We start from the raw sequence: 20,526 nt of genomic DNA on the forward strand, positions 1-20,526 counted from the left end.
CGGAGGCGGGGGAAAGGTCGGAGGCGGGGGAAAGGTCGGAGGCGGGGGAAAGGTCGGAGGCGGGGGAAAGGTCGGAGGCGGGGGAAAGGTCGGAGGCGGGGGAAAGGTGGGAGGCGGGTGACGCGGAGGGGACGGCAGGAGAGGCGGCCTCATGCCGGTCGAGGTCGGCGGACTGGGCCAGGATGCCGGCCTCCAGCCGCCGCAGAGCCGGCCCCGGATCCAGCCCCAGCTCCCCCGCGAGCAGCGCACGAGCTTCCCGGAGAGCCGCGAGCGCGTCGGCCTGCCGGGCCGACCGGTAGAGACCGAGCGCGAGCAGCCGCCACCCCTCCTCCCGCAGCGGATGCCCGGTGACGTGCGCCCGCAGCCCGGTGACGGCCTCACCGGCCCGGCCGAGGGCGAGCAGGGCTTCGGCCCGCCGTTCGACAGCGAGCAGCCGCAGTTCGTCGAGGCGGTCGATCTCGGCGCGAGCCCAGGCGGCACCGGCCCATTCCGGATAGGCGGGCCCGCGCCACCGCCCCAGGGCCCCGTCCAGGCAGCGCAGGGCCGCATCGGGCGGCAGGTCACGGGCGGCGCCGACAGCCGTCTCGAAGGCCAGCGCGTCAACGTCATCGGCGAGTAGGGCGTACCCAGGCGGCCTGGTCACCAGTAACGCGCCTGCCTGGCGCGGCGGACGGTCCGGTTCCAGGGACCGCCGGAGATCTCCGACGAAGGTGCGGAGTGCGCCGATCGCGCCGTCCGGGGGACGTTCCCACAGGTCGGTGACCAGCCGGTCGACCGGGACCACCCGGCCCCGGGCGACGAGCAGCCGGGCCAGCACGGCACGCTGCCGGGCGCCGCGGATCGGGATCTCGCCGGCCGGGCCGTGTGCCGTGACGGGCCCGAGCACACCGAAGCTCACGCTGGTCACGTCACCGATCCAACCATCCACTGATCCACTGCTGACCGGGCACTGACCGGCCGGGCGCACGCTCGGCTCATGAAGATCAAGGACTTCGAATATCAGCGGGTACGGGTCACCGGCGACGTGGCATTGAACGTGGCGGTGGCCGGCAGCGGAAGCCCGGTGGTGCTGTTGCACGGTTTCCCGCAGACCCACCTGATGTGGCGGCACGTGGCCGCCGACCTGGCCGCCGATCACACGGTGATCTGCCCGGACCTGCGCGGTTACGGCGACAGTGACAAGCCGGCCGATCCGTCCGGTGCCGCCTACGCGAAGCGGGTGATGGCCGCCGACGTGGTGGCGCTGGCCCGGGCGCTGGGGCACGACCGGTTCGCGGTGGCCGGGCACGACCGGGGCGCGCACGTGGCGATCCGGGCCGGCCTGGATCGTCCGGAGGCGGTCACCCACGTGGCGTCGCTGGATGTGCTGCCGACGCTGGACTCGTGGGAGGTGCTGCGCGGGCGGAGCGCGGCGGTGGGGTTCCACCTGTTCCTGATGGCGCAGCCGCCGGGTCTGCCGGAGCGGATGATCGCGGCGACCGCCGACGAGTTCTTCGGCTTCTTCCTGGACGCGTGGACGCGGGATCCGGCGGCGATCCCGGCGGAGGTGCGGGCCGAATATCTGCGGGCGTCCCGGGAGGCGGTGCCGTCGATCGTGGCCGACTACCGGGCGACGGCGGGGGTCGACATGGAGCATGACGAGGCGGACCGGGCCGCCGGGCGCCGTCTGACGATGCCGGTGAGTGTGGTGCAGCAGGACTGGGGTGCGGCGCTCGGGTTCGACGCGGCGGCGCTGTGGCGGCCGTGGGCGGCGGATCTGACGCACCGCACGGTGGCCTGCGGGCATTTCATGGCCGAGGAGGCTCCGGCGGAGATCAGCGCGGCGCTGCGGGAACTGTTGACCCGATAGGTTCCGTCTCGCGAATCGCGTGACTCACGAGGCAGAACCCAGGTTGCGCAGGCGCTGGGCCAGGCTGGGCGGCGGCGGTGGGGGCACCGGCCGCCGCTGCCCGGTGGCCGGCCGGGAGCGGCCGATGGGCCGGTCGTAGTCGGCGGCGGCGATGGCGTCGACCACCTGCTCGTCGGTGAAGTCCTCGGAGCCGGGGATGGAGTCGACGAAGCCGACGAGCACGCCGTCGCGCATCACCTGGGCTTTGAGGGCGGCCGAGCCGTCGTCGCCCCAGCTGGCCTCGCGGCCGTCCGGCAGGACGACGCGGACGGCATAACCGGAGCGGCCGGCGCTGGGGAGTTTGAGGTGGGCGAACACGTTGCGCTCACGCAGACGGGCGACGACACGGCGGGCGCGGCTCTCTTGCATGATCGAACGCTAGCTCGCGGATCTGGATGATCGCTGAGGATCCCCTGAACCTCTCCGGTACGCGCCGCATCGACGGACGCCACTCGGCGACAGCGGGGGTGTGCGCGCGGTCGCCGTACCTCAACGGCCTGACCATCGTCCCGCCGCAGAACTCGTACCACCCGAACGGCGCCGGTTGCTCCGGCGGCTACCCGCCCGCGTTCAGCGGCGCCGTGTGAGCGGCAACCGTCCGGCACCGTGGGTGGACCCGAATCCGCCGCCCACGGTCGCCATCCTTCTTCCCATGGCCCGAGTGAACACGCTGCTCTTCCTGGTCGTCGTCGCGTTCGCGGTGGTCGCGCTGATCGACTGCCTCGCCACCGAGCGGTCGCGTCTGCGGTCGTTCCCGCGGGGCGCGTGGGCCGTGCTCATCCTGCTCTGCCCGATCTTCGGCGCGGTCGCCTGGTTCCGGGCCGGGCGAGCGCCGCGGTCCGTCACGGTGGCCGCGCCGGTCCGGCCGGCCGGCCCGGAGGACGACCCCGATTTCGTACGCCGGATGGCCGAGTCCCTGCGGAACTCCTGACTTCACCCACCCCCGGTGGAACGGGCGAGGTGCTTCGGCGCCTCGCCCGTTCTGTATTCACCGAAGGCTCACCACGTGAAGGGATTGCCCCTGGTGATGCTCGTGGTGGTCCGGCCGTCACGGACGTAGCGGTACGACATCACCACCATGTAACTACGGCCCCGGCGCGGGCTGGCCCCACCCGGACCGCACCCCCGGGTGATCCGCTGCCTGGTGAAACTCAGGTCGGTGCAGGTGGTGGGCCCGGCCACGGTCCGCCCGGTGCGGCTGTCCCGCAACGTCACCTCGATCCGGGCCCGGCCCCCGGCGGGCGCCGTCAGCGAGCCCTGGAAACGGATGTCCCGGCCGGTCTGGTGACATGGGCGGGGGCCCAGCGGCGAGCGCCCGGCCAGGTCGAGGACCAGGCTCTGCCGGCACTGCCACGGGCCGCGGCTCTTCCCCTCCGGCTGCGGGGATCTGGTCACGGCCGGGCGGCGGGCGGGGGTGCGCTTCGACCGTACCGAAGCGGGCTTGGTGGACGCCCGGGGCGCGGGAAGGGCGACGTTGCGGGCGGCCTTGCTCGGGGATCTCGCCGGGCCGGCCACCGGATCGGCCGCCGGAGCCGTCGCCGGGCCCGCCACCGGACGGCGGGCGACCGTGGTGGCCGACGGCGACGGGACCACCGCCGTGCTGGGGGCCGTCGCCACCGACCGGCCCTCGCCGTCCGCGCGGCCCATGTGCCAGGCGGTCGTCGCCACCCCGGTGACCAGGACGGTTCCGGCGACGAGCGCGGCCAGGGCGCCGGGGCGGGCCCAGCGGGCGGGCGGCGCGTCGTTTCGGGGCCGGGGGATCGCCTTCCTCCGGCGTACCGGCGCGGGTTGGTCCTGCGGTTTCTCCTCCAGGGAGACGGCCGGCGGCAGTGCCGGGATCGGGCCCAGGTCGGCGGCCAGGGCGGCCAGGTCGGCGGCCAGCTCCGCGGCGCTCGGACGGGACCGCGGCCTGCCGGACAGACAGGCGGTGATCAGCCGCCAGAGCGGTCCCGGGATGCCCGGCCGGCGCTCCGGATCGCCCTCGGCGTGCAGGCGCATCAGCTCGGGGATCGAGTCGCTGCGGTACGGCGGATGCCCGCACACCAGCTCGTACAGCAGGACCCCGAGGGCGTACACGTCGGTGGCCGCGCTCGGGGTGGTGCCGTGGAACGCCTCCGGCGCCATGTAGTGCGGGGTGCCGACCACCGCGTTCGGTGTCGTCATGCTCGGCAGGTTGAGGATCCGGGCGATGCCGAAGTCGGTGAGCCGGGTCTGGCCGTCCCGGTCCAGCAGCACGTTGTCCGGTTTCAGGTCCCGGTGGATGATGCCCAGCTCGTGTGCCTCGGCCAGCGCGGCGGCGATCTGCGCGGCCAGCCGGGCCGCCTCGGCCGGGGCGAACGTCCGGTCGCGGTGCAGGTGGTCGCGCAGACTGCCGCCGTCCACCAGGTCCATCACCAGGCCCAGGGTCTCGCCGGCGCTGAACAGGTCCCGGACCCGGACCACGTTGGGGTGGCGGAGTATCAGCAGGATGGTGCGTTCCTGGACGAACCTGGTGACCAGGCGGGGCTGACGGAGCAGACTGTCGTGCAGAAGCTTGATCGCCACGGGTTCACCGGTGGAACGATCCTCTCCACGCCAGACGGTGCCCGTCGCGCCCTGCCCGATCGGGCGGATCATGCGGTACGAGTTCCCGACGACTTGGTCCTCAGCCACCCCGAAATACTGGCCTTTGCCCGAAATTTCGGCAAGTAGCGGTCATCTTCCTGACACTGGCGGTTGTGGACCACACAGGGATCTAATCGCGCCCAACAGCGTCGACCTGGTGAACGGCTTCTCCAGCAGCATGCTGTTCTCGTCCAGGTGCAGCTGCGGGCCGAGCGACGCCGCCGTGTACCCCGACATGTAGAGAACCGGCAGGTCCGGCTGGTGGGTACGCAACGCCCCGGCCAGCTCCGGCCCGGTCATCGTCGGCATCACCACATCGGTGATCAGCAGGTCCGGGCGAGCGCCCGAGGCCACCTGGGTCACCGCCATCAGCGCGTCGGTGGCCACCGCGATCTCGTACCCGGCCGGCTCGATCAGCCGCCGCACCAGCTGGGCCACGTCCGGCTGGTCCTCGACGATCAGCACCCGGCCGATCACCGCGTTCTTCTTCTGGCCCTCACCCGCGGTGCCGGTCTTCTGCTCGGCCGCCGGCAGGTAGATGTGCACCGTGGTGCCCATCCGCGGCTGCGACTCCAGCTCGATGTGCCCGCCCAGGTTCTGCACGATCCCGGCGGTGGTGGCCAGGCCCAGCCCGGCCGCGGTCGGGCGGGTGGTGAAGAACGGCTCCAGCGCGCGCCGGCGCACCTCGTCCTCCATGCCCACACCGGTGTCGGTGACCACCAGGTGCACCAGCTTGCCGGCCGGCGCGTTCTCGGCGGCCAGCTGACCCGGCTCGATCACCTCGTTGGTGGCGGCCACCCGGACCATGCCGCCGTGCAGCATCGCGTCCCGGGCGTTCGCGGCCAGGTTGACCAGCGCCTGCTCCAGCGGGCCGCGCTCGGCCTTCACCGGCCACACGTCCGGGCCGAACGCCAGATCCAGTCCGATGTGCTCGCCGAGCGTCCGGCTGAACAGCGCCTGCACGTCGGTGAGCAGGTCCGGGATCGGGATCACCTCGGGGCGGTTGCCCTCGCTGCGGCCGAACGCCAGCAGCTGGTGGGTGAGCGTACGCCCGGTCCCGACCGCGTCCAGGATGTCCTTGGCCAGCTGGTGGTGCGGCGACGACTCCTCGGCGGTGGACAGGATCATGTCCGCCGAACCGGCCACCACCGTCATCAGGTTGTTGAAGTCGTGCGACAGGCCACCGATCAGCTGGCCCAGGCTGTCCAGCCGGCGCAGGTGGTCGAGCTGGCGCTTCAGACCACGGGCGTCGATGTGGTCGGTGGTGTCGGTGATCATGCAGAGCACGCCGACGAACTCGTGCGTCTCGTCCTGCACCGGCATCATGCTGATCCGCACACTGCGCCGGGACCCGTCCGCCCGCATCAGCCGGGTCGCACCGACCGTGGACCGCCCGGTCTTGCACTCGGCGATCCGCCGGTCCAGCTCCTTCTGGCCCACGTTGTCCAGGAAGCCGCGCAGCGACACCCCGATCAGCTCGGCCCGGGGCATCCCGAGCACCACACCGATCGGCTCGTTGGCGTAGGTCGCCACCCCGTTCGGGTCGAGCTGCAGCACACCCTCCGGGATGGTCTCCAGCACCCGGCGGTAGCGTTCCTCGGCCACCCGCAGCCGCTCCTGGGCGCGGGCCGAACTCACCGCCAGCGACAGCTCACCGGCGATGTCCCGGGCCAGCTCCACCTCCGGGGTGGAGTAGAAGGCGTCCTCGGTGTGCCGGGTCAGGATCAGGTACCCGGTGTACGTGTTGTCCACGATCACCGGGCACAGCACCGCCGCGGTGATCGCCGCCTCGGGTGTCGCCAGCTCGGCCGCGGACTCACCGGCCAGCACGATCGGGCGACGGCTCGCGGCCAGGGTGGTCGAGTACTCGTTGTCCGGGGCCTGGCCGGCCCGGGACAGTGCCCGGGCCAGCTGTTCCGAACGTTCGTCGTCGACATGGTGGTACGAGATCTCCTCGTACCGCCCGTCGTCGCGGAGCAGTTGCACGCCCGCGCCGTCACCGATCATGTCGGCGGCGGCGCGGGCGGCCGTGGAGCGCACCTCGGCCGGGTCGGCCGCAGCGCGGCTGAGCGCGAGGGCCAGGTCGGCGAGCGCGTACCGGAGGGGGTAAGCCATGACACCCATGAGCAACATGATTCGTGTTTGCCGCTCGCCGTGCGGCCGATTTGCCGGAATTGGTCAGGCGAACAACGCACTCACCGACTCGCCGTTGTGGATCCGGCGGATCGCCTCGGCCAGCGCCGGAGCCACCGAGATCACGGTCAGCTTGTCGGTCGCCTTCTCCGCCGGGATCGGCACCGTGTTCGTACAGACGATCTCCTCGATCTCCTTCTCCGCGGAGAGCCGCCGGATCGCGTCGTTGGTGAACAGGCCGTGGGTGCACGCCACCCGGACACTGCGCACGTTGCGCTCCCGCAGCCGGGCCAGCAGCTCGAACACCGTGCTGCCCTTGGCGATCTCGTCGTCCAGCACGATCACGTCCCGGTCGGCGACCTCACCGATCACCGAGCTGATCACCACCTTGTCGTCGGCGTACCGCTGCTTGGCCCCGGCCGCCACCTCGACCCCGAGCATCCGGGCGAACGCCGCCGCCTCCTTCGCGTTGCCCAGGTCCGGGGAGACCACGACGGTGTTGCTCAGGTCGTACCCCCGGAAGTGGTTGGCCAGCTCCCGCAGCGCGTGCAGGTGATCGACCGGGATGTTGAAGAAGCCGTGCACCTGCGGCGAGTGCAACGTCATCGCCAGCACCCGGTCCGCGCCGGCGGTGGTCAGCAGGTCGGCGACCAGGCGGCCGCCTATCGAGATTCGCGGGGCGTCCTTCTTGTCACTGCGGGCGTAGGCGTAGTGCGGCAGCACCACGGTGATCCGGCCCGCCGACGCGCCCCGCGCCGCGTCGAGCATGAACAACAGTTCGGCCAGGTGTTCCTGGGTCGGGGGGACCATCGGCTGGATCAGGAAGACGTCACGTTCCCGGCAGTTCCCCTGCAACTGCACCTCGATGCAGTCGTTGGCGAACCTGTCGATCCGGGTCGGCATCAGCGGTACACCGAGGTGCTCGCAGATCTCCTTGGCGAGTTCAGGATGGGCAGATCCGGTGAAAACGGCGATGTCACGCACGCCCACACGATAAGAGGCGCGCGGCGGGGTCGCTACGCCGGTCCCGCTCGGTTAGCTTGGCCACATGAACGGACTCGCCGTCGCCTGCCGCCGAGTGGTGCACATCTATCGCGCCGAGGCTGGTGACGTCGTCGCGCTCGCCGGCGTCGACCTGTCCATCGCCCCCGGCGAGACGCTGGCCCTGGTCGGCCCGTCCGGCTCCGGCAAGTCCACCCTGATCGCCCTGCTCTCCGGCCTGATGCGCCCGTCCGCCGGGCGGATCAACATCGGCACCTACGACATGGGCAAGCTCTCCGACGGCGAGATCTCCCGGCTGCGCGGCACCGAGATCGGCGTCGTCCTGCAGGGCGCGGCCCGCAACCTGCTGCCGTACGCCACCCTGCACCGCAACATCTGGCTGGCCCAGCGCCGGGCCGCGCACACCCGCGGCATCGAACTGGACGACCCGGACCGCATTCTCGACCTCGTCGGGCTGCCCGGTCAGGGCCGCCGCCGGCTCGCCGACCTCACTCCCGGCGGCCGGCAGCGCGCCGCCCTGGCCGTCGGCATCGCCACCGGCCCCGGTCTGCTCCTGGTCGACGAGCCGACCAGCCGCCTGGACACGGCCGGCCGCGACGAGGTCCTGGACGCCATGGAGACGGTCAACGCCGAACGCCAGACCACGATCGTCGTCGTCACCCACGACAACGAGGTCGGCGCCCGCCTGGGCCGGGCGGTCACCATCCGCGACGGCCGGGTCGGCGCGGAGGGCCGGGACGGCCAGGACTTCGCGGTGGTCGCCGGCGACGGAACGGTCCAGCTGCCCCCCGAGGTGCTCGGCTCCTACCCGCCCGGCACCCTCTTCACCGTCCAGCACATCGACGGCGAGGTCACCCTCCAGCCGTCCGGCCACGAGACCCCGGTCTGAGATTCCCCCGCAAGGACCAACCCCCAACCCCTTCGTGTGTACGCCCCCCGCCCCGCTCGCACTCCTCCGGCAGGTCAGGGGCGGGCCCATGACGCGACGCCGTCGGACAGGTGGAGTTCGCGATCGCAGGCGGCCGCCGCCTCCGGGTCGTGGGTGGCGAAGACCACCGCCGCCCCCCGCGCCGCCTCGGCCCGCAGCAGGTCGAGCACCCGCTGCCGGTTGGCCGCGTCGAGTTCGCTGGTCACCTCGTCGGCAAGCACCACGTCACCGTGCAGGGCCAGCCCACGGGCCAGCGCGGTCCGCTGCTGCTGCCCGCCGGACAGCTCGTCGACCAGCTGATTCGCCTGCCCGGACAGCCCGAGCACCTCCAGCGACTCGGCGGTGCGCCGTCGCGCGTCCGCGGGCGACCCGCCGACGGCGATCACGGCGACGGCCACGTTCTCCGCCGCGGTCAGGATCGCGGCCAGCCCGTTGTCCTGCGGGATCAGCACCACCCCGAGCGACACCGCGTGGTCCCGCCCGTCCAGCGGCACCCCGTCCACGGCGACCGTGCCGGCTCGCGCCCCGAGCAGCCCCGCCATGGCGTTGAGCAGCGTGGTCTTCCCCGCTCCCGAGGTCCCGGTGACGGCGAGCACCTCCCCCGCCCGGGCCGTGACGCTGACCCCGCTCAGGACGGCCGGGCCCTCGCCGTACCCGAACTCAGCCCCTTCCACCGCCAACGTCCGCACAGCCTCCCCTTCCCTGTCGCCCCGGACTCCCATCACGCCTCACCGCTCCTTCCCGGCCCCGCCCGAGCATCGCCCCTGCCACCGCCCGGTCCCGACCCATCGCCCGTCACCGCCCGGTCCCGTCCCACAGCCCGGTCCCGACCCATCGCCCGTCACCGCCCGGTCCCGTCCCACAGCCCGATCCCGGCCCACAGCCCGGTCCCGGCCCACCGCCCGCGCATCGCCCCGTCACCGCCCGGTCCCGTTCCACCGCCCGCGATCCACCATCGGATCCGGCGGATGCCCTGGTCATCACTGCTCGATCCGGCGGCGCAGGTCACGGCCGCCCAGGAAGGCGACGAGCAGCTCGACCGCCAGCACCCCGCCGCCCGCCGCCAGCAGCGCCGGCACGCCCGGCCAGGCCGGCAAAGGCAGGTCGGGTGGGCTGAGGCCGGCCAGCGGCATCCCCCACCCGGTGAGCCACCAGGCCCCGGCCGCCACCAGCAGGCCGACCGCGGTGGCGATCACCACCAGGACCGGATATGTCCACAGGGTGGCCTGGCCGGCCGGGCCGGGGCGCAGGCCCTGGACCCGCAGCGCGGTCAGGTCCTCGGTGCGCCGGTTCCGGTCGACGGTCACGGTGAGGACGAGCGCGCCGGCCCCCAGCAGCGCGGCGAGCACCGCCGCGAGCAGGTGGAAGCGGAGGGCGATGGCCGGGCCCTGCTGGTCGAGCCCGGCCCGGACCTCGGCGGCCGTGGTGTCCGTGACGATCACCAGGCCCTGGGCGGCGAGCCGGTCGGTGATGTCGGCCGGAGCGCCGGGGCCGAGCCAGACCTGGGGGCCGGTGACCGGTTTCGGGTCGACGGCGAGCCGGTCCAGGTGGTCCAGGTCGACGAGGGCGGCCTGCCGGCCGGCGGCGGGCACCGCGGGCAGGGTGACGACGGGGGTGAGTGGGACCGCCCCGGGCCCCACCCCGGTGATCACCGGGTCGGCGGGTGGCTGCCCGGCGTACGCCATCGGCAGTGGGTACGGGGAGACGGCCGGCTGGATCCAGACCACCTCGGAGACGCTGGCGGAGACCTCGACGTCGGCGCGCAGCCCGTCCGCTGACGCCGAGAGCCGGCCGGGACCGGCGGCCCGCCATCGCGCCGGGTCGGTGAACGGCACCGGAACCGTGCTGTTCAGCTCGTGCAGGACGATCTGCCCGGTGGTGCCGGAGGCGGTGCCCGCGCCGGATATCCGGATGCCGTTGATCCGGCAGCCCTGCTCGCAGACCGCGGTCCGCTGGTAGTAGTCGTGCCGGCCCGGCCGGAGGTCCCCCATCTCGACCAGGGCGTCGCCGAGCCCGGCCAGCGACGACACCGAGACGATCATCCGCATCTCGCCGGTGGTCGTGGTGGTGGCGCCGATCCGGATGTCCGAGTCGGCGAGCAGTGGCGGTTCGGGCGCCGCCGGGGCCAGCAGCCGGTGCACGGTGTCCTGGTCCGGGGCGCCGTCGGGCCAGGACGCGACGGCGTTCAGCCGTCCGGTGTCGACGGCCAGGCCGGGCACCGAGATGCTGCCGCCGGGCAGCGGGATCACGGCCATCGCGTAGGCGCCGTCCGGGTCGACGGCCCGGACGGCGCCGAGCAGGGTGTGCCGGGTGACCGATTGGACGGTGACCACCCGGTCGGCGCCGAGACCGAGCCGGGCCTCCACGGCCCGGCCCCGGCCGGCGGTGTCCACCGCGCCGATCGCGTACCCGGAGACCGCGGCGGTGGCGACCAGCAGCGCGAACAGCCGCCCGGCGCCGGGCCGGCGGGACAGCTGCAGACCGGCCAGGGCCGGGCCGAGACGGCCACGGCTGAGGGCCCGCACCGCCATCCGGCTCACTCCGGGCAGCAGCACCCGCGCGGCGAGCAGGGCCAGGGCCAGCACGATCAGCGCGGGGGCGAACAGCCCGACGCCGGTGAGCGGCTCGCCGGAGATGGTGAACTGGACCCCGGTGACCACCGCGAGCACCACCACCACGGCCTCGCCGACGGCGATCGGCCGGTGGTCGCGGGACGGCGCCCGGCGGAGCAGCGCGGCGACCGGGCTGACCAGTTGCCGCCGCTGGGCCAGCACGGCGGCGATCACGGCGGCCACCGCGGCGAGTGGGGCGTACCGCAGGGAGGTGGCCGCGGGTTCGGCGCCGACTCCCGGGAACAGCGCCGCCGACATCGCGTTGACCAGCAGTTGCCCGGCCAGGCAGCCGGCCACCGCTCCGGCCAGCACGGCGGCCAGGCTCTCCCCGGTGGCCAGCCACCAGCGGGTCCACCAGCGGGCGCCGCGCAGCGCGACGACGGCCATCTCGCGCTGCCGGCCCTCGGCGCCGTAGCCGACGGTCAGGTAGATGGTGAAGCAGGCGAGCAGCACCAGCGGCACCGCCATCACCGGCACCAGCAGGCGGGCCGCGGCCCGGCCCTGGTCGATCCGGTCGAGCAGCCGGGGGATCCCGCTGTCGAACTGGATCTGCTCCAGCTCCCGGGACGACTGGTCGAGCCGGGTCAGGTCGGCCCGCAGGTCGCCGAGCCGGGCGATGTCGATGGTGCCGGGCTGGGCGATGCCGTCGATGGTCAGCACCGTGGTGGTCCGGCTCATCGTGTCGAGCGTGACGGCGTTGGTGAAGGCTGGTTCGCCGGAGCTGATGCCGACGCCTCTGACGAAGTAGCCGTGCAGTCCCCAGTAGGCGTCGGTGGGCTCGGCCGGCCGGTAGACACCGGCCACCGTCATCGTCTTCGGCTGCCCCTCGGCCGCCCAGGTGGGTGGGTTGGTCGCGTCGTTCTGCCGGGCCGCGCTGAGCACGACGGGGTCGCCGGCGGACAGTCCGCGGCGCCGGGCGGTGTCCGCGCCGATCAGGACCTCGCCCTCGCCGGCCAGGCAGCGCCCGCTGAGGATGGTCAGGTGGGCGCAGATCTCCTGCCGGAAGACCAGCCGGGTGGGGAAGTCGAGGGTCTCCTCCAGGCCGACGGCCGGCACCTCGGCGGCGTGGTGGTAGGTGAATCCACGCAGGTCGAGCAGCACCCGCCCGACGTCCGGGAAGGTGATGCCGGGACTGTTGTTCGACTCGTCCATGACGTCGTTGGTGCGGCGCAGCACCAGGCTGAGCTCATTGGTCGGCGCGGTGGCGATCTGCCCGGCGGCGACGGCCCGCTCGGCGGTGATCAGGTAGGCCGGCGCGGCGACCGCGGAGGCCACCGCCAGCAGGGCGAGCAGGGCGAGGGTGACGGCCTGGCCGCGACGGGTCCAGACCATGGCGAGCACCAGCGAGATCATCGGCGGCCCTCCCCGGCCCGCAGCGCGCGCAGCAACGGCGACAGGGCGGCCCACGCGGTGAGCCCGAGCACGGCGAGCGCCGCCACCAGGGCGAGGACTGTCGTCACGGGGTTGAGCGGGTCGGGTGGGTCGAGCACCGCCCAGCCGTCGGCGAAGCGTGGCACGGTGCGCCCGGTGACGTGCACCGCCAGCAGCGCGGCGAGGAGGCCGCCGAGCAGGCCGGCCAGGATCAGGGCGGCGGCGCCGGCCCAGCCGGTGGTGACCGCGACCCGGCGGGACAGGCCCTGGTCGCGGAGGGCGGCGAACTGCTCGGCGAGCGACCGCCGGTCCACCGTGGCGCCGACCGCGACGGTGGCGGCGGCCAGCAGCAGCGCGGCGGTCCCGGCGATCAGCCCGAACCGGACGGCGACCGCCGGGGCCTGGGCGCCGAGCCGGGCGGTGTGGGCGGTGACGGTGTCGTCGGCGGTGACGGTGAGCCCGGCGGCGGTGAGGTCGGCGACGATGCCGGGCCGGGCGCCGGCGGCCAGCCACACCTGGTACGCCCCGCCGGGATCGGTCTCGGCGGCGATCCGGCGGGCCGCGTCCAGGTCGATGATCAGGCCGGCCCGGCCGAGCCGGGGCAGCGCGGCCACCACCGCGCTGACCTGGACGGGCGCCGGCTCCCCATACGCCGTCAGCAGCGCCTCGCCCTCCTGCCAGTCGGCCGGTGGCGCGCCGGCCAGCAGCGCGGGCAGCGGCAGCGGGGTGTCGGCGGCCCACGCCTCGACGCCCACCTGGTCCTGCCCGGCGCTGGTGGAGTCGGCGGCCATCCGCAGCGCTCCGTCGCCGGCGGTCACGTCGAGGGCCGCGCCGCCGGTGCCGGCCCGCCAGCGGGCGATGTCGCCGAGTGCCGCACCGTCCAGCACGGCGGGGCCGGTGTCGCCGAGCCGGAGGCCGAGCACGCTGACCGTGGTGCCGGCCGGCGGCGCCCCGACCCGCCCCTCGGGCCCGGGTGGGGTGGTCAGCTCCCAGCGCACGATCCGGCAGCCGGGGGCGGCGGCGCAGCCGGTGACCGGTGCGGAGACGGTCTGCGCACCGGCGCGCAGGGTGCCGAACGGCACCGTCACCGGCAGCCCGGTGGCCTCGTGTTGCAGGCGCAGCACGAGGGCCAGCTCGGCCGGGCCGTCACGGCGCGCGGTCAGGGTGAGCCGGTCGCCGGTGACCGGTGGCGCCGTCGGCCGCCCGTCGGCGGCCACCGCGGAGGGCAGGGCGCCGGCCGGGCCGTACTCCGGGCGCCAGCCGGTGACCGCGGCGAGCCGGGCGGTGTCCACCTCGAGGATCTCGATGTCGTCGTCGCGGTTGTGCACGGCGGCCATCGCCTCCCGGCCGCCGGGGTCGGCGCCGCGGACGGCGTGCAGCAGCGCGGTCCGGTTGGCCGCCTCGACGGTCAGCACCCGGCTGGCGCCGAGCTCGGTCCCGCTACGCTCGCGCCGGGCCTCGGCCTCGGCGCCCCACCCGCCGGCCGCGGTCAGGAACAGCGCGACGGCGACCACGAGCAGGGTGAGCACCCGGTCGGTGCCGGGCGCGCGGGAGAACCGCAACGCGGTCAGGCCGGTGCGCAGCCGACCGGCCCGCAGGGCCGCCCCGCCACCCCGGTCGGCGGCCCGGCCGAGCAGCCGGGCGAGGATCAGGCCGACCGCCAGCGCGACCAGGGCGGGCGCGGCCGGGCCGAGGCCGTCGTCGGGCCCGTCGGAACGGGCCTGGTAGATGGCGGCGGCCGCGACCACCAGCAGGAGCAGGTCGGCGACGGCGGGCCGCCAGGCGCCACGCTCGGTGCCGGCCGGGCGGAGCAGGACGGCGACCGGGCGGCCGAGCACCACGGTCTCCACCGCGGCCAGCACGATCAGGCCGCCGATCAGCACCGCGGCCACCGCCGCGGCGCTGGCCAGCACGGCCAGATCACGGTCGGCGGAGACCGGGACCGGGCCGGCCAGCAGCCGGGCCAGCAGGTAGCCGGCCGGTGCGCCGAGGAGCACGCCGCCGGTCAGCGGGACCAGGTGCTGGCCCCAGGCCAGGCGCAGCCGGCCGAACCGGCCGACCCCGCGCAGTTTGAGCAGGGCGGCGTCGGCCCGGCGGTCGCGCGAGGTGTACCACCCGGCGAGGCCGACCGCGAACCAGGTGAGGATCAGCAGCTGGACCCCGGTGGTGAGGACGCCGTTGAGGATGGTGAACCGGTCCCGGGCGATGGCCTCGGCGAGCGGCCCGGCCCGGGTGGTGAGACGCAGCTGGGAGCTGCCGAGGCGGCGGTCGGCGGCACTGATCTCGGCGGCCAGATCGAGGCCGCCGTCGCCGCGCAGCATCGCGTCGGGGACCACCGCGTCGTACGCCATGTTGGGGGTCCGCAGGTCGTTGTGGGCGAACACGGCGGGTGTGGTGAAGCCCGGGTCGAGCACGCCGCCGCCGCGGAACATGCTGTTGTTCCAATACGTGCCGGCCGGGTCGGTGATCGCGTAGAGCCCGACCACCCGCAGGCCGAGCGGGCCGTCGGCGGATGTGGTCTGGGTCGGCAGGACGTCACCGACACCGATGCCGAGCCGCTGGGCGGTCTCCCGGGTGATCGCGACCTCGCGATCGGCCGACGGGCAGGCGCCCTCGATGCGCACGTGGTCGCAGAAGCCGTCCCGGTAGGCCACCGGCATGCTCACCGCGGCGGCTCCGCTGCGCGTGCTGACCGGCCACAGCATGCCGCCGACGCCGTCCGCCAGCCCGGCCGGCAGCCCGGCCCGGGACTCCTGGACGAACCGGTCCAGCCGGGCCCGCGGATCGTCGCGGACGTCCACCCGGTTGGCGACCGTGACGGTGCGCTGGGCGGCCGGGGCGGTGGTCAGGTAGGCCCCGGCGGCGTCACCGACGGCGGCGAACCCATACCACGGGCCGGCGGCGGCGACCGCTGCCGCCAGCATGGTCAGCACGAGAATCGTCAGCATCTGCGCGGCTCTGGTCCGCACCGCGCCGAAGACGAGTGCGAGCATTCACCCTCCCCCGGTTGCCGGCGACGTTACGCGATCGCACGGCCACGCGGGGCCCCTGTGGACAGAGCGGTCAGAGCCAGCCGCGGCGTTTCAGGAAGAGGTACAGACCGCCGGCCGTCAGCACGATGAGCACGCTGCTGAGCAGGAATCCCCACCACTTCTCGAAGCCGGGATACGGCAGGTTCTGTCCGAAGTATCCGGTCAGTGCGGTGGGCACCGCGATGATCGCGGCCCAGGCCGCCAGTTTGCGGGTGACGATGTTGAGTTCGTTGCTCTGTTCGGCCAGGTCGTCGTCGAGCAGTTCGGTGATCCGGATCCGGGAGTGCTCGATCAGGTCGACGGCCTGCCGGGCGTGGTCCTCGACGTCCCGGTAGTAGGGCCGCAGGTGGCCCTCCCCGGCGAGTTCCCGGGCGACGTCGCGGACCACGTCGGGCATCGGCGCCACCGCACGGCGCAGGGTGGCCAGGCCGCGGCGCAGGACGAAGCCGTGCCGCCGGACGTCGCGTGGGGCCGGCCCGTCGCCGAGCATCCGGTCCTCGACGGTGTCCATCGCCTCGTCGATCCGCTGGGCGATCCGGTACTGGCTGTCCACGACGAGGTCGAGCAGCCGGTGCACCAGGGCGTCGACGCCGGACGACTCGTCCCATCCGGACAACAGCGGATCAAGATCAAGATCAGGCTTGCGTACGGTGATCAGCACCCGCGGCAGCACGAAAGCGCTGATCTCGATCTTGTGGGGCCCGTCCGCCGGATCGAAGCCGACCGCGTACACGTTGAGGAACAGGTGATCGCGATACTTGTCGACCTTGGGCCGCTCGTGTTCCTGCAGGGCGTCCTCGACGGCGAGCGGGTGCAGCCCGAACCGCTCGGCCAGGCTCCGCAGGTCCGCCGGCCCGGGGTCGCGCAGGTCGAGCCACTGCACCATGCCGGGGTCGGCGTCCGGTTCGGTGCCGGGCCCTTCAGCGATCAGTCGGCCTTTGACGTAGAGACGCGCGCTCACCGGCCCACTATGCACGACCGGGGACCGGACCGGCCTACCATGAGCCGTGACCTGGATAGATCAGTTGCTGACCGCCTTCTACGAGGCCCGCTGGCAGGTGACCGACACGCAGTCGATCTACTGGCGGGAGATCGTCGGCAACGTCTTCGGCCTGGGCTCGGCGCTGCTCGGCCTGCGCCGCAACTACTGGGCCTGGCCGGTCGGGATCGTCGGCAACCTGCTGCTGTTCACCGTCTTCCTGGGCCAGGCGGTCGGCAACGACCAGGGCACCCCGCTCTACGGTCAGGCCGCCCGGCAGGTGTTCTTCCTGATCACCAGCGTCTACGGCTGGTGGGCCTGGCGGCGTAACCGGCGGCGGGATCACGGCGCCGCCGTCATCCCGCACTGGGCCACCCCGCGCCAGCGGATGATCTTCATTCCGCTGGCGCTGGTCGCGGTGGCCGTCTGTTTCGTGGTGTTCCGGGAGATCGGGGCCGGCTTCCCGGTGCCCTGGTGGTACTACCTGGCCGACTCGTGGATCTTCGTCGGCTCGATGCTGGCGACCTACGCGATGGCCCGCGGCTGGGTCGAGTTCTGGCTGTGCTGGATCGCCGTGGACCTGGTCGGGGTGCCGGAGCTGCTGCACTTCGGCTACTACCCCTCGGCCATCCTGTACGCCGTCTACGCGGTGTTCGTCATCTGGGGGTTCGTGGTCTGGCTGCGGATCTCCCGGTCGGTCCGGGCCGAGCTGGTGGCGGCCTGACGGCGCAGCATCCACAGGCCCACCGGAACCCCGGCCGCCACCCGCTGACCGCTTCAGATCAGGAGCCCCGTCGCCTGCCGACGGGGCTTCATCCGTTGTGGAGCCGGATCTTTTTGCAAGAACACGTCAGGCTCTTCCAGATATTGAAAGAAGTTGCTAGCTTCCACGTCATGTGAACGCGGGATTACGCCCGCATTTCCCCCACAGCACCGCCCGTCCCCCGAGGTGGTTGGAGGCTTCGTGTCCCGAATATTCCGCAGGGTGCTGGCCGCGCTCTGCGCCGTACCCCTGCTGCTCCTGACCGACCTGCCCGCCGCGCGCGCGGCGACCACGGTGACCGTCTACTACCAGGCGCCCACGACCTGGTCCACGGTGAACATCCACTACGCACCGGCCGGCGGGGCCTGGACCGCCGCGCCCGGCGTCGCGATGAGCGCGTACCCCGGATGCCCCGGCTGGCACGTCAAACAGCTCGACCTCGGCAGCGCCACCGGCATCCAGGCCGTCTTCAACAACGGCTCCGGGACGTGGGACAACAACTCCGGAAACAACTACCGATTGGGTACGGGCACCGTCACGGTCGCCGCCGGAGCCCTCGGATCAGCAGTCCCGTGTGGGGCCGGCGCCGCCAACACCGCCACCGTCTACTACCGGACCGCCTGGACCACCACCCACCTGCACTACGCGCCCACCGGCGGCGCCTGGACCACGGTCCCCGGCGTGGTCATGAACGAACCGGCGTGCACCGGCTGGGTACGCCGCACCGTCAGCCTCGGCACCGCCACCACCTGGGCCGCCACCTTCACCAACGGCTCCGGCGCGTGGGACAACAACTCCGGGCGCGACTACGCGCTGGGCACCGGCACCAGCACCGTCTCCGGGGGCGTGATCACCGCGAACGCGGCCGACCCCTGCGCCACCGCGCCGGCCGACACCACCCCGCCGTCCACCCCGGCCGGACTGACCGCCACCGCCGCGCACACCACGGTCACCCTCGGCTGGAACGCGTCCACCGACGACGTGGGGGTGGCCGGCTACCGGATCACCCGGGGCGGCACCGTACTGAGCAGCTCCACCACCTCGTACACCGATCGTGGGCTGGCGGCGAACACCCGGTACACGTACACCGTCCAGGCTCTCGACGCCGCCGGGAACCTCTCCGGGAGCGCCTCGGCGACGGTGACCACCGGCTCGGCGCCGCCCGCCCCCGCCGGAGGCCAGATGCTCGGCGGCGACCCGCGTAAGGACAGCATCTACTTCATCCTCACCGCGCGGTTCAATGACGGAGACGCCGGGAACAACCGGGGCGGCAGCCAGCACGTGAAATCCGGCAACGCCGCCAACGACGACCCGATGTTCCGCGGCGATTTCAAAGGTCTGGTCGACAAACTCGACTACATCAAAGGCCTCGGCTTCTCCGCCATCTGGATCACCCCGGTCGTGCTGAACCGGTCCGACTACGACTTCCACGGTTACCACGGATACGACTTCTACGAGGTCGACCCGCGCCTGGAATCGGACGGCGCCTCCTATCAGAACCTGATCGACGCGGCCCACGCCAAAGGCCTGAAGATCTACCAGGACGTGGTCTTCAACCACACCTCCCGCTGGGGCGCCAACGGTCTCTACACGACCACCACCTACGGCGTCCGGGACAGCGAATGGAGCTGGTACTACAGCGAGAAGGTCGCCGGGAGGACCTATGACCCGCTGGTGGAGAACAGCGCCGGGCGCACCTACAACGGCGACCTGTGGAGCAGCACCGCGCCGGCCGGGAACACCTGCCCCGGCTTCGGCACCCCGACCGGCGGGAAGAGCCCCGAGGGCTACAAACTGTACAACTGCCAATGGCCGTCACCGACCGCGAAGATGTTCCCGGCCAACCTCTTCCACCAGTGCTGGATCGGCAACTGGGAGGGTGAGGACGCCCGGTCCTGCTGGCTGCACGAGGACCTCGCCGACCTGAACACCGAGAACGCGGTCGTGCAGGATCATCTGATCGGGGCGTACAAGAAATACATCGACATGGGCGTGGACGGCTTCCGCATCGACACCGCCGTGCACATTCCCCGGGTCACCTGGAACCGGCGGTTCCTGCCCGCCCTCCAGGACCATCTGACCGCCAAGTACGGCGCCGCCAAAGCCAAGGACTTCTACATCTTCGGTGAGGTCGCGGCATTCGTGAACGACAAGTGGAACCGGGGCTCGGTCAACCACTCGGCCCAGTTCTACACCTGGAAGGAACGGTCCACCTACTCGCCCGACGACGTGACGGCCGCCCTCGAACAGTTCGATCACGAGAACAACCTGGGTACGGACAACCAGCCGACCAGCACCAACGCCTTCCTGAACGGCAACACCTATCACGCGCCGGACCACTCGAAGTTCTCCGGCATGAACATCATCGACATGCGGATGCACATGAACTTCGGGGACGCGTCCAACGCCTACCACAACGGCAAGGACTCGGACGACTCGGTGAACGACGCCACGTACAACGTGGTCTATGTGGATTCGCACGACTACGGGCCCAACAAATCGTCGGTACGGTACGCCGAGGGCACCGACGCGTGGGCCGAGAACATGACGCTGATGTGGACGTTCCGCGGCATTCCGACGCTCTACTACGGCTCGGAGATCGAGTTCAAGGCCGGGCAGCGGATCGACTGCGGCCCGACCTGCCCGCTGGAGACCACCGGGCGCGCCTACTACGGCGGTCACCTGGCCGGAAGTGTCACCGCCGCCGACTACGGTGTGGTGTCCTCGGCCACCGGGCAGGTCGCCACCACCCTGTCCAAGCCCCTGGTCAAGCACCTGCAGCGGCTCAACCAGATCCGCCGGGCGGTGCCCGCCCTGCAGATGGGCCAGTATTCGACCGAGGGCGTCAGCGGCAACATGGCCTACAAGCGCCGCTACACCGCGAACGGGGTGGACAGTTTCGCCCTGATCGCCGTCTCCAGCGGCGCCACCTTCACCGGAATCCCGAACGGCTCCTACGTCGACGCGGTCACCGGCGACACCAGGACCGTCACCAACGGCTCCCTCACCGTCGACCTCAACGCCAAGGGCAACCTGCGCGTCTACGTCCTCTCCACGAGCGCCACCCCGGCCCCCGGCAAGATCGGAGCCACCACCTCCTACCTCAAGTAGCCCACCCGTGCCGCGTTGTGAAGCCTCCCGCACCACAACGCGGCACACCCGACAGCGTGCCAAGCAACGGCACAATCCACACCACAAGTCGGCACGCTGCGCC

The 20,526-nt window shown here is 72.7% G+C and carries 15 protein-coding genes; 6 read left to right on the plus strand and 9 right to left on the minus strand.

Translation table 11 applies throughout. The annotated features are described in order from the left end of the window. Window positions 1-907 (minus strand): AfsR/SARP family transcriptional regulator (locus tag ACQ0O7_RS18860; RefSeq protein WP_430783432.1); only part of this gene is annotated, 907 nt, incomplete at its 3' end. Between the two features lie 69 nt (window positions 908-976). On the opposite strand from ACQ0O7_RS18860, the gene ACQ0O7_RS18865 reads away from it, so the two are divergent. Next, complete coding sequence (locus ACQ0O7_RS18865; protein ID WP_430783433.1) at window positions 977-1,849, plus strand: alpha/beta fold hydrolase; 873 nt, start codon at window positions 977-979, stop codon at window positions 1,847-1,849. 24 nt (window positions 1,850-1,873) lie between these two features. Here the strand turns inward: ACQ0O7_RS18865 and ACQ0O7_RS18870 are convergent, their stop codons facing one another. Continuing rightward, window positions 1,874-2,257 carry a hypothetical protein gene (locus ACQ0O7_RS18870; RefSeq protein WP_430783434.1) on the minus strand — a complete coding sequence of 128 codons (384 nt, stop codon included), beginning with the start codon at window positions 2,255-2,257 and terminating at the stop codon, window positions 1,874-1,876. A 26-nt stretch (window positions 2,258-2,283) separates the two neighbouring features. On the opposite strand from ACQ0O7_RS18870, the gene ACQ0O7_RS18875 reads away from it, so the two are divergent. Both ACQ0O7_RS18875 and ACQ0O7_RS18880 read left to right on the plus strand, forming a co-directional pair. Continuing rightward, window positions 2,284-2,475 (plus strand): hypothetical protein, encoded by a 192-nt coding sequence (locus tag ACQ0O7_RS18875; protein ID WP_430783435.1) that lies wholly within the window; start codon window positions 2,284-2,286, stop codon window positions 2,473-2,475. Between the two features lie 65 nt (window positions 2,476-2,540). After that, window positions 2,541-2,819, plus strand: a complete 279-nt coding sequence (locus ACQ0O7_RS18880) for a PLD nuclease N-terminal domain-containing protein (RefSeq protein ID WP_430783436.1) — start codon at window positions 2,541-2,543, stop codon at window positions 2,817-2,819. Window positions 2,820-2,887: 68 nt separating this feature from the next. Here ACQ0O7_RS18880 and ACQ0O7_RS18885 read toward each other — a convergent pair whose 3' ends face one another. The 3 genes from ACQ0O7_RS18885 to ACQ0O7_RS18895 form a co-directional block, all read right to left on the minus strand. After that, window positions 2,888-4,540, minus strand: coding sequence for a protein kinase domain-containing protein (locus tag ACQ0O7_RS18885; protein WP_430783437.1), 1,653 nt, complete (start codon window positions 4,538-4,540; stop codon window positions 2,888-2,890). Window positions 4,541-4,582: 42 nt separating this feature from the next. Next, window positions 4,583-6,607, minus strand: coding sequence for a response regulator (locus ACQ0O7_RS18890; protein WP_430783438.1), 2,025 nt, complete (start codon window positions 6,605-6,607; stop codon window positions 4,583-4,585). 63 nt (window positions 6,608-6,670) lie between these two features. Next, window positions 6,671-7,609, minus strand: a complete 939-nt coding sequence (locus ACQ0O7_RS18895; RefSeq protein WP_430783439.1) for a ribose-phosphate diphosphokinase — start codon at window positions 7,607-7,609, stop codon at window positions 6,671-6,673. A gap of 64 nt (window positions 7,610-7,673) precedes the next feature. On the opposite strand from ACQ0O7_RS18895, the gene ACQ0O7_RS18900 reads away from it, so the two are divergent. After that, the gene (locus tag ACQ0O7_RS18900; RefSeq protein ID WP_430783440.1) at window positions 7,674-8,516 is read left to right on the plus strand and encodes an ABC transporter ATP-binding protein; all 843 of its coding nucleotides are present in this window, start codon (window positions 7,674-7,676) and stop codon (window positions 8,514-8,516) included. A 74-nt stretch (window positions 8,517-8,590) separates the two neighbouring features. On the opposite strand, the gene ACQ0O7_RS18905 is transcribed toward ACQ0O7_RS18900, so the two are convergent. The 4 genes from ACQ0O7_RS18905 to ACQ0O7_RS18920 form a co-directional block, all read right to left on the minus strand. Further along, complete coding sequence (locus tag ACQ0O7_RS18905; RefSeq protein WP_430783441.1) at window positions 8,591-9,244, minus strand: ABC transporter ATP-binding protein; 654 nt, start codon at window positions 9,242-9,244, stop codon at window positions 8,591-8,593. A 291-nt stretch (window positions 9,245-9,535) separates the two neighbouring features. Next, window positions 9,536-12,520 (minus strand): FtsX-like permease family protein, encoded by a 2,985-nt coding sequence (locus tag ACQ0O7_RS18910; RefSeq protein WP_430783442.1) that lies wholly within the window; start codon window positions 12,518-12,520, stop codon window positions 9,536-9,538. Beyond that, window positions 12,517-15,531 (minus strand): FtsX-like permease family protein, encoded by a 3,015-nt coding sequence (locus ACQ0O7_RS18915; protein WP_430783443.1) that lies wholly within the window; start codon window positions 15,529-15,531, stop codon window positions 12,517-12,519. Before ACQ0O7_RS18915 ends, ACQ0O7_RS18910 begins: the two co-directional genes overlap by 4 nt. 70 nt (window positions 15,532-15,601) lie before the next feature. After that, a complete protein-coding gene (locus ACQ0O7_RS18920; RefSeq protein WP_430783444.1) occupies window positions 15,602-16,531 on the minus strand; it encodes a magnesium transporter CorA family protein in 930 nt (309 codons plus the stop codon). A 46-nt stretch (window positions 16,532-16,577) separates the two neighbouring features. On the opposite strand from ACQ0O7_RS18920, the gene pnuC reads away from it, so the two are divergent. Together pnuC and ACQ0O7_RS18930 are read left to right on the plus strand one after the other, a co-directional pair. Further along, the gene (pnuC, locus tag ACQ0O7_RS18925; RefSeq protein ID WP_430783445.1) at window positions 16,578-17,273 is read left to right on the plus strand and encodes a nicotinamide riboside transporter PnuC; all 696 of its coding nucleotides are present in this window, start codon (window positions 16,578-16,580) and stop codon (window positions 17,271-17,273) included. A 240-nt stretch (window positions 17,274-17,513) separates the two neighbouring features. Then, window positions 17,514-20,423 (plus strand): carbohydrate binding domain-containing protein, encoded by a 2,910-nt coding sequence (locus ACQ0O7_RS18930; protein ID WP_430783446.1) that lies wholly within the window; start codon window positions 17,514-17,516, stop codon window positions 20,421-20,423. Window positions 20,424-20,526: the final 103 nt, after the last annotated feature.

The organism is Actinoplanes sp. G11-F43 (assembly GCF_050589265.1).
Lineage (GTDB): Bacteria > Actinomycetota > Actinomycetes > Mycobacteriales > Micromonosporaceae > Actinoplanes.

Bases quoted from the DNA above. Each gene is read 5' to 3' on its own strand.
- ACQ0O7_RS18890 (WP_430783438.1), bottom strand. From the start codon at position 6,607: ATGGCTTACCCCCTCCGGTACGCGCTCGCCGACCTGGCCCTCGCGCTC.
- ACQ0O7_RS18875 (WP_430783435.1), top strand. From the start codon at position 2,284: ATGATCGCTGAGGATCCCCTGAACCTCTCCGGTACGCGCCGCATCGAC.
- ACQ0O7_RS18910 (WP_430783442.1), bottom strand. From the start codon at position 12,520: ATGATCTCGCTGGTGCTCGCCATGGTCTGGACCCGTCGCGGCCAGGCC.
- ACQ0O7_RS18880 (WP_430783436.1), top strand. From the start codon at position 2,541: ATGGCCCGAGTGAACACGCTGCTCTTCCTGGTCGTCGTCGCGTTCGCG.
- ACQ0O7_RS18915 (WP_430783443.1), bottom strand. From the start codon at position 15,531: ATGCTCGCACTCGTCTTCGGCGCGGTGCGGACCAGAGCCGCGCAGATG.
- ACQ0O7_RS18865 (WP_430783433.1), top strand. From the start codon at position 977: ATGAAGATCAAGGACTTCGAATATCAGCGGGTACGGGTCACCGGCGAC.
- ACQ0O7_RS18870 (WP_430783434.1), bottom strand. From the start codon at position 2,257: ATGCAAGAGAGCCGCGCCCGCCGTGTCGTCGCCCGTCTGCGTGAGCGC.
- ACQ0O7_RS18900 (WP_430783440.1), top strand. From the start codon at position 7,674: ATGAACGGACTCGCCGTCGCCTGCCGCCGAGTGGTGCACATCTATCGC.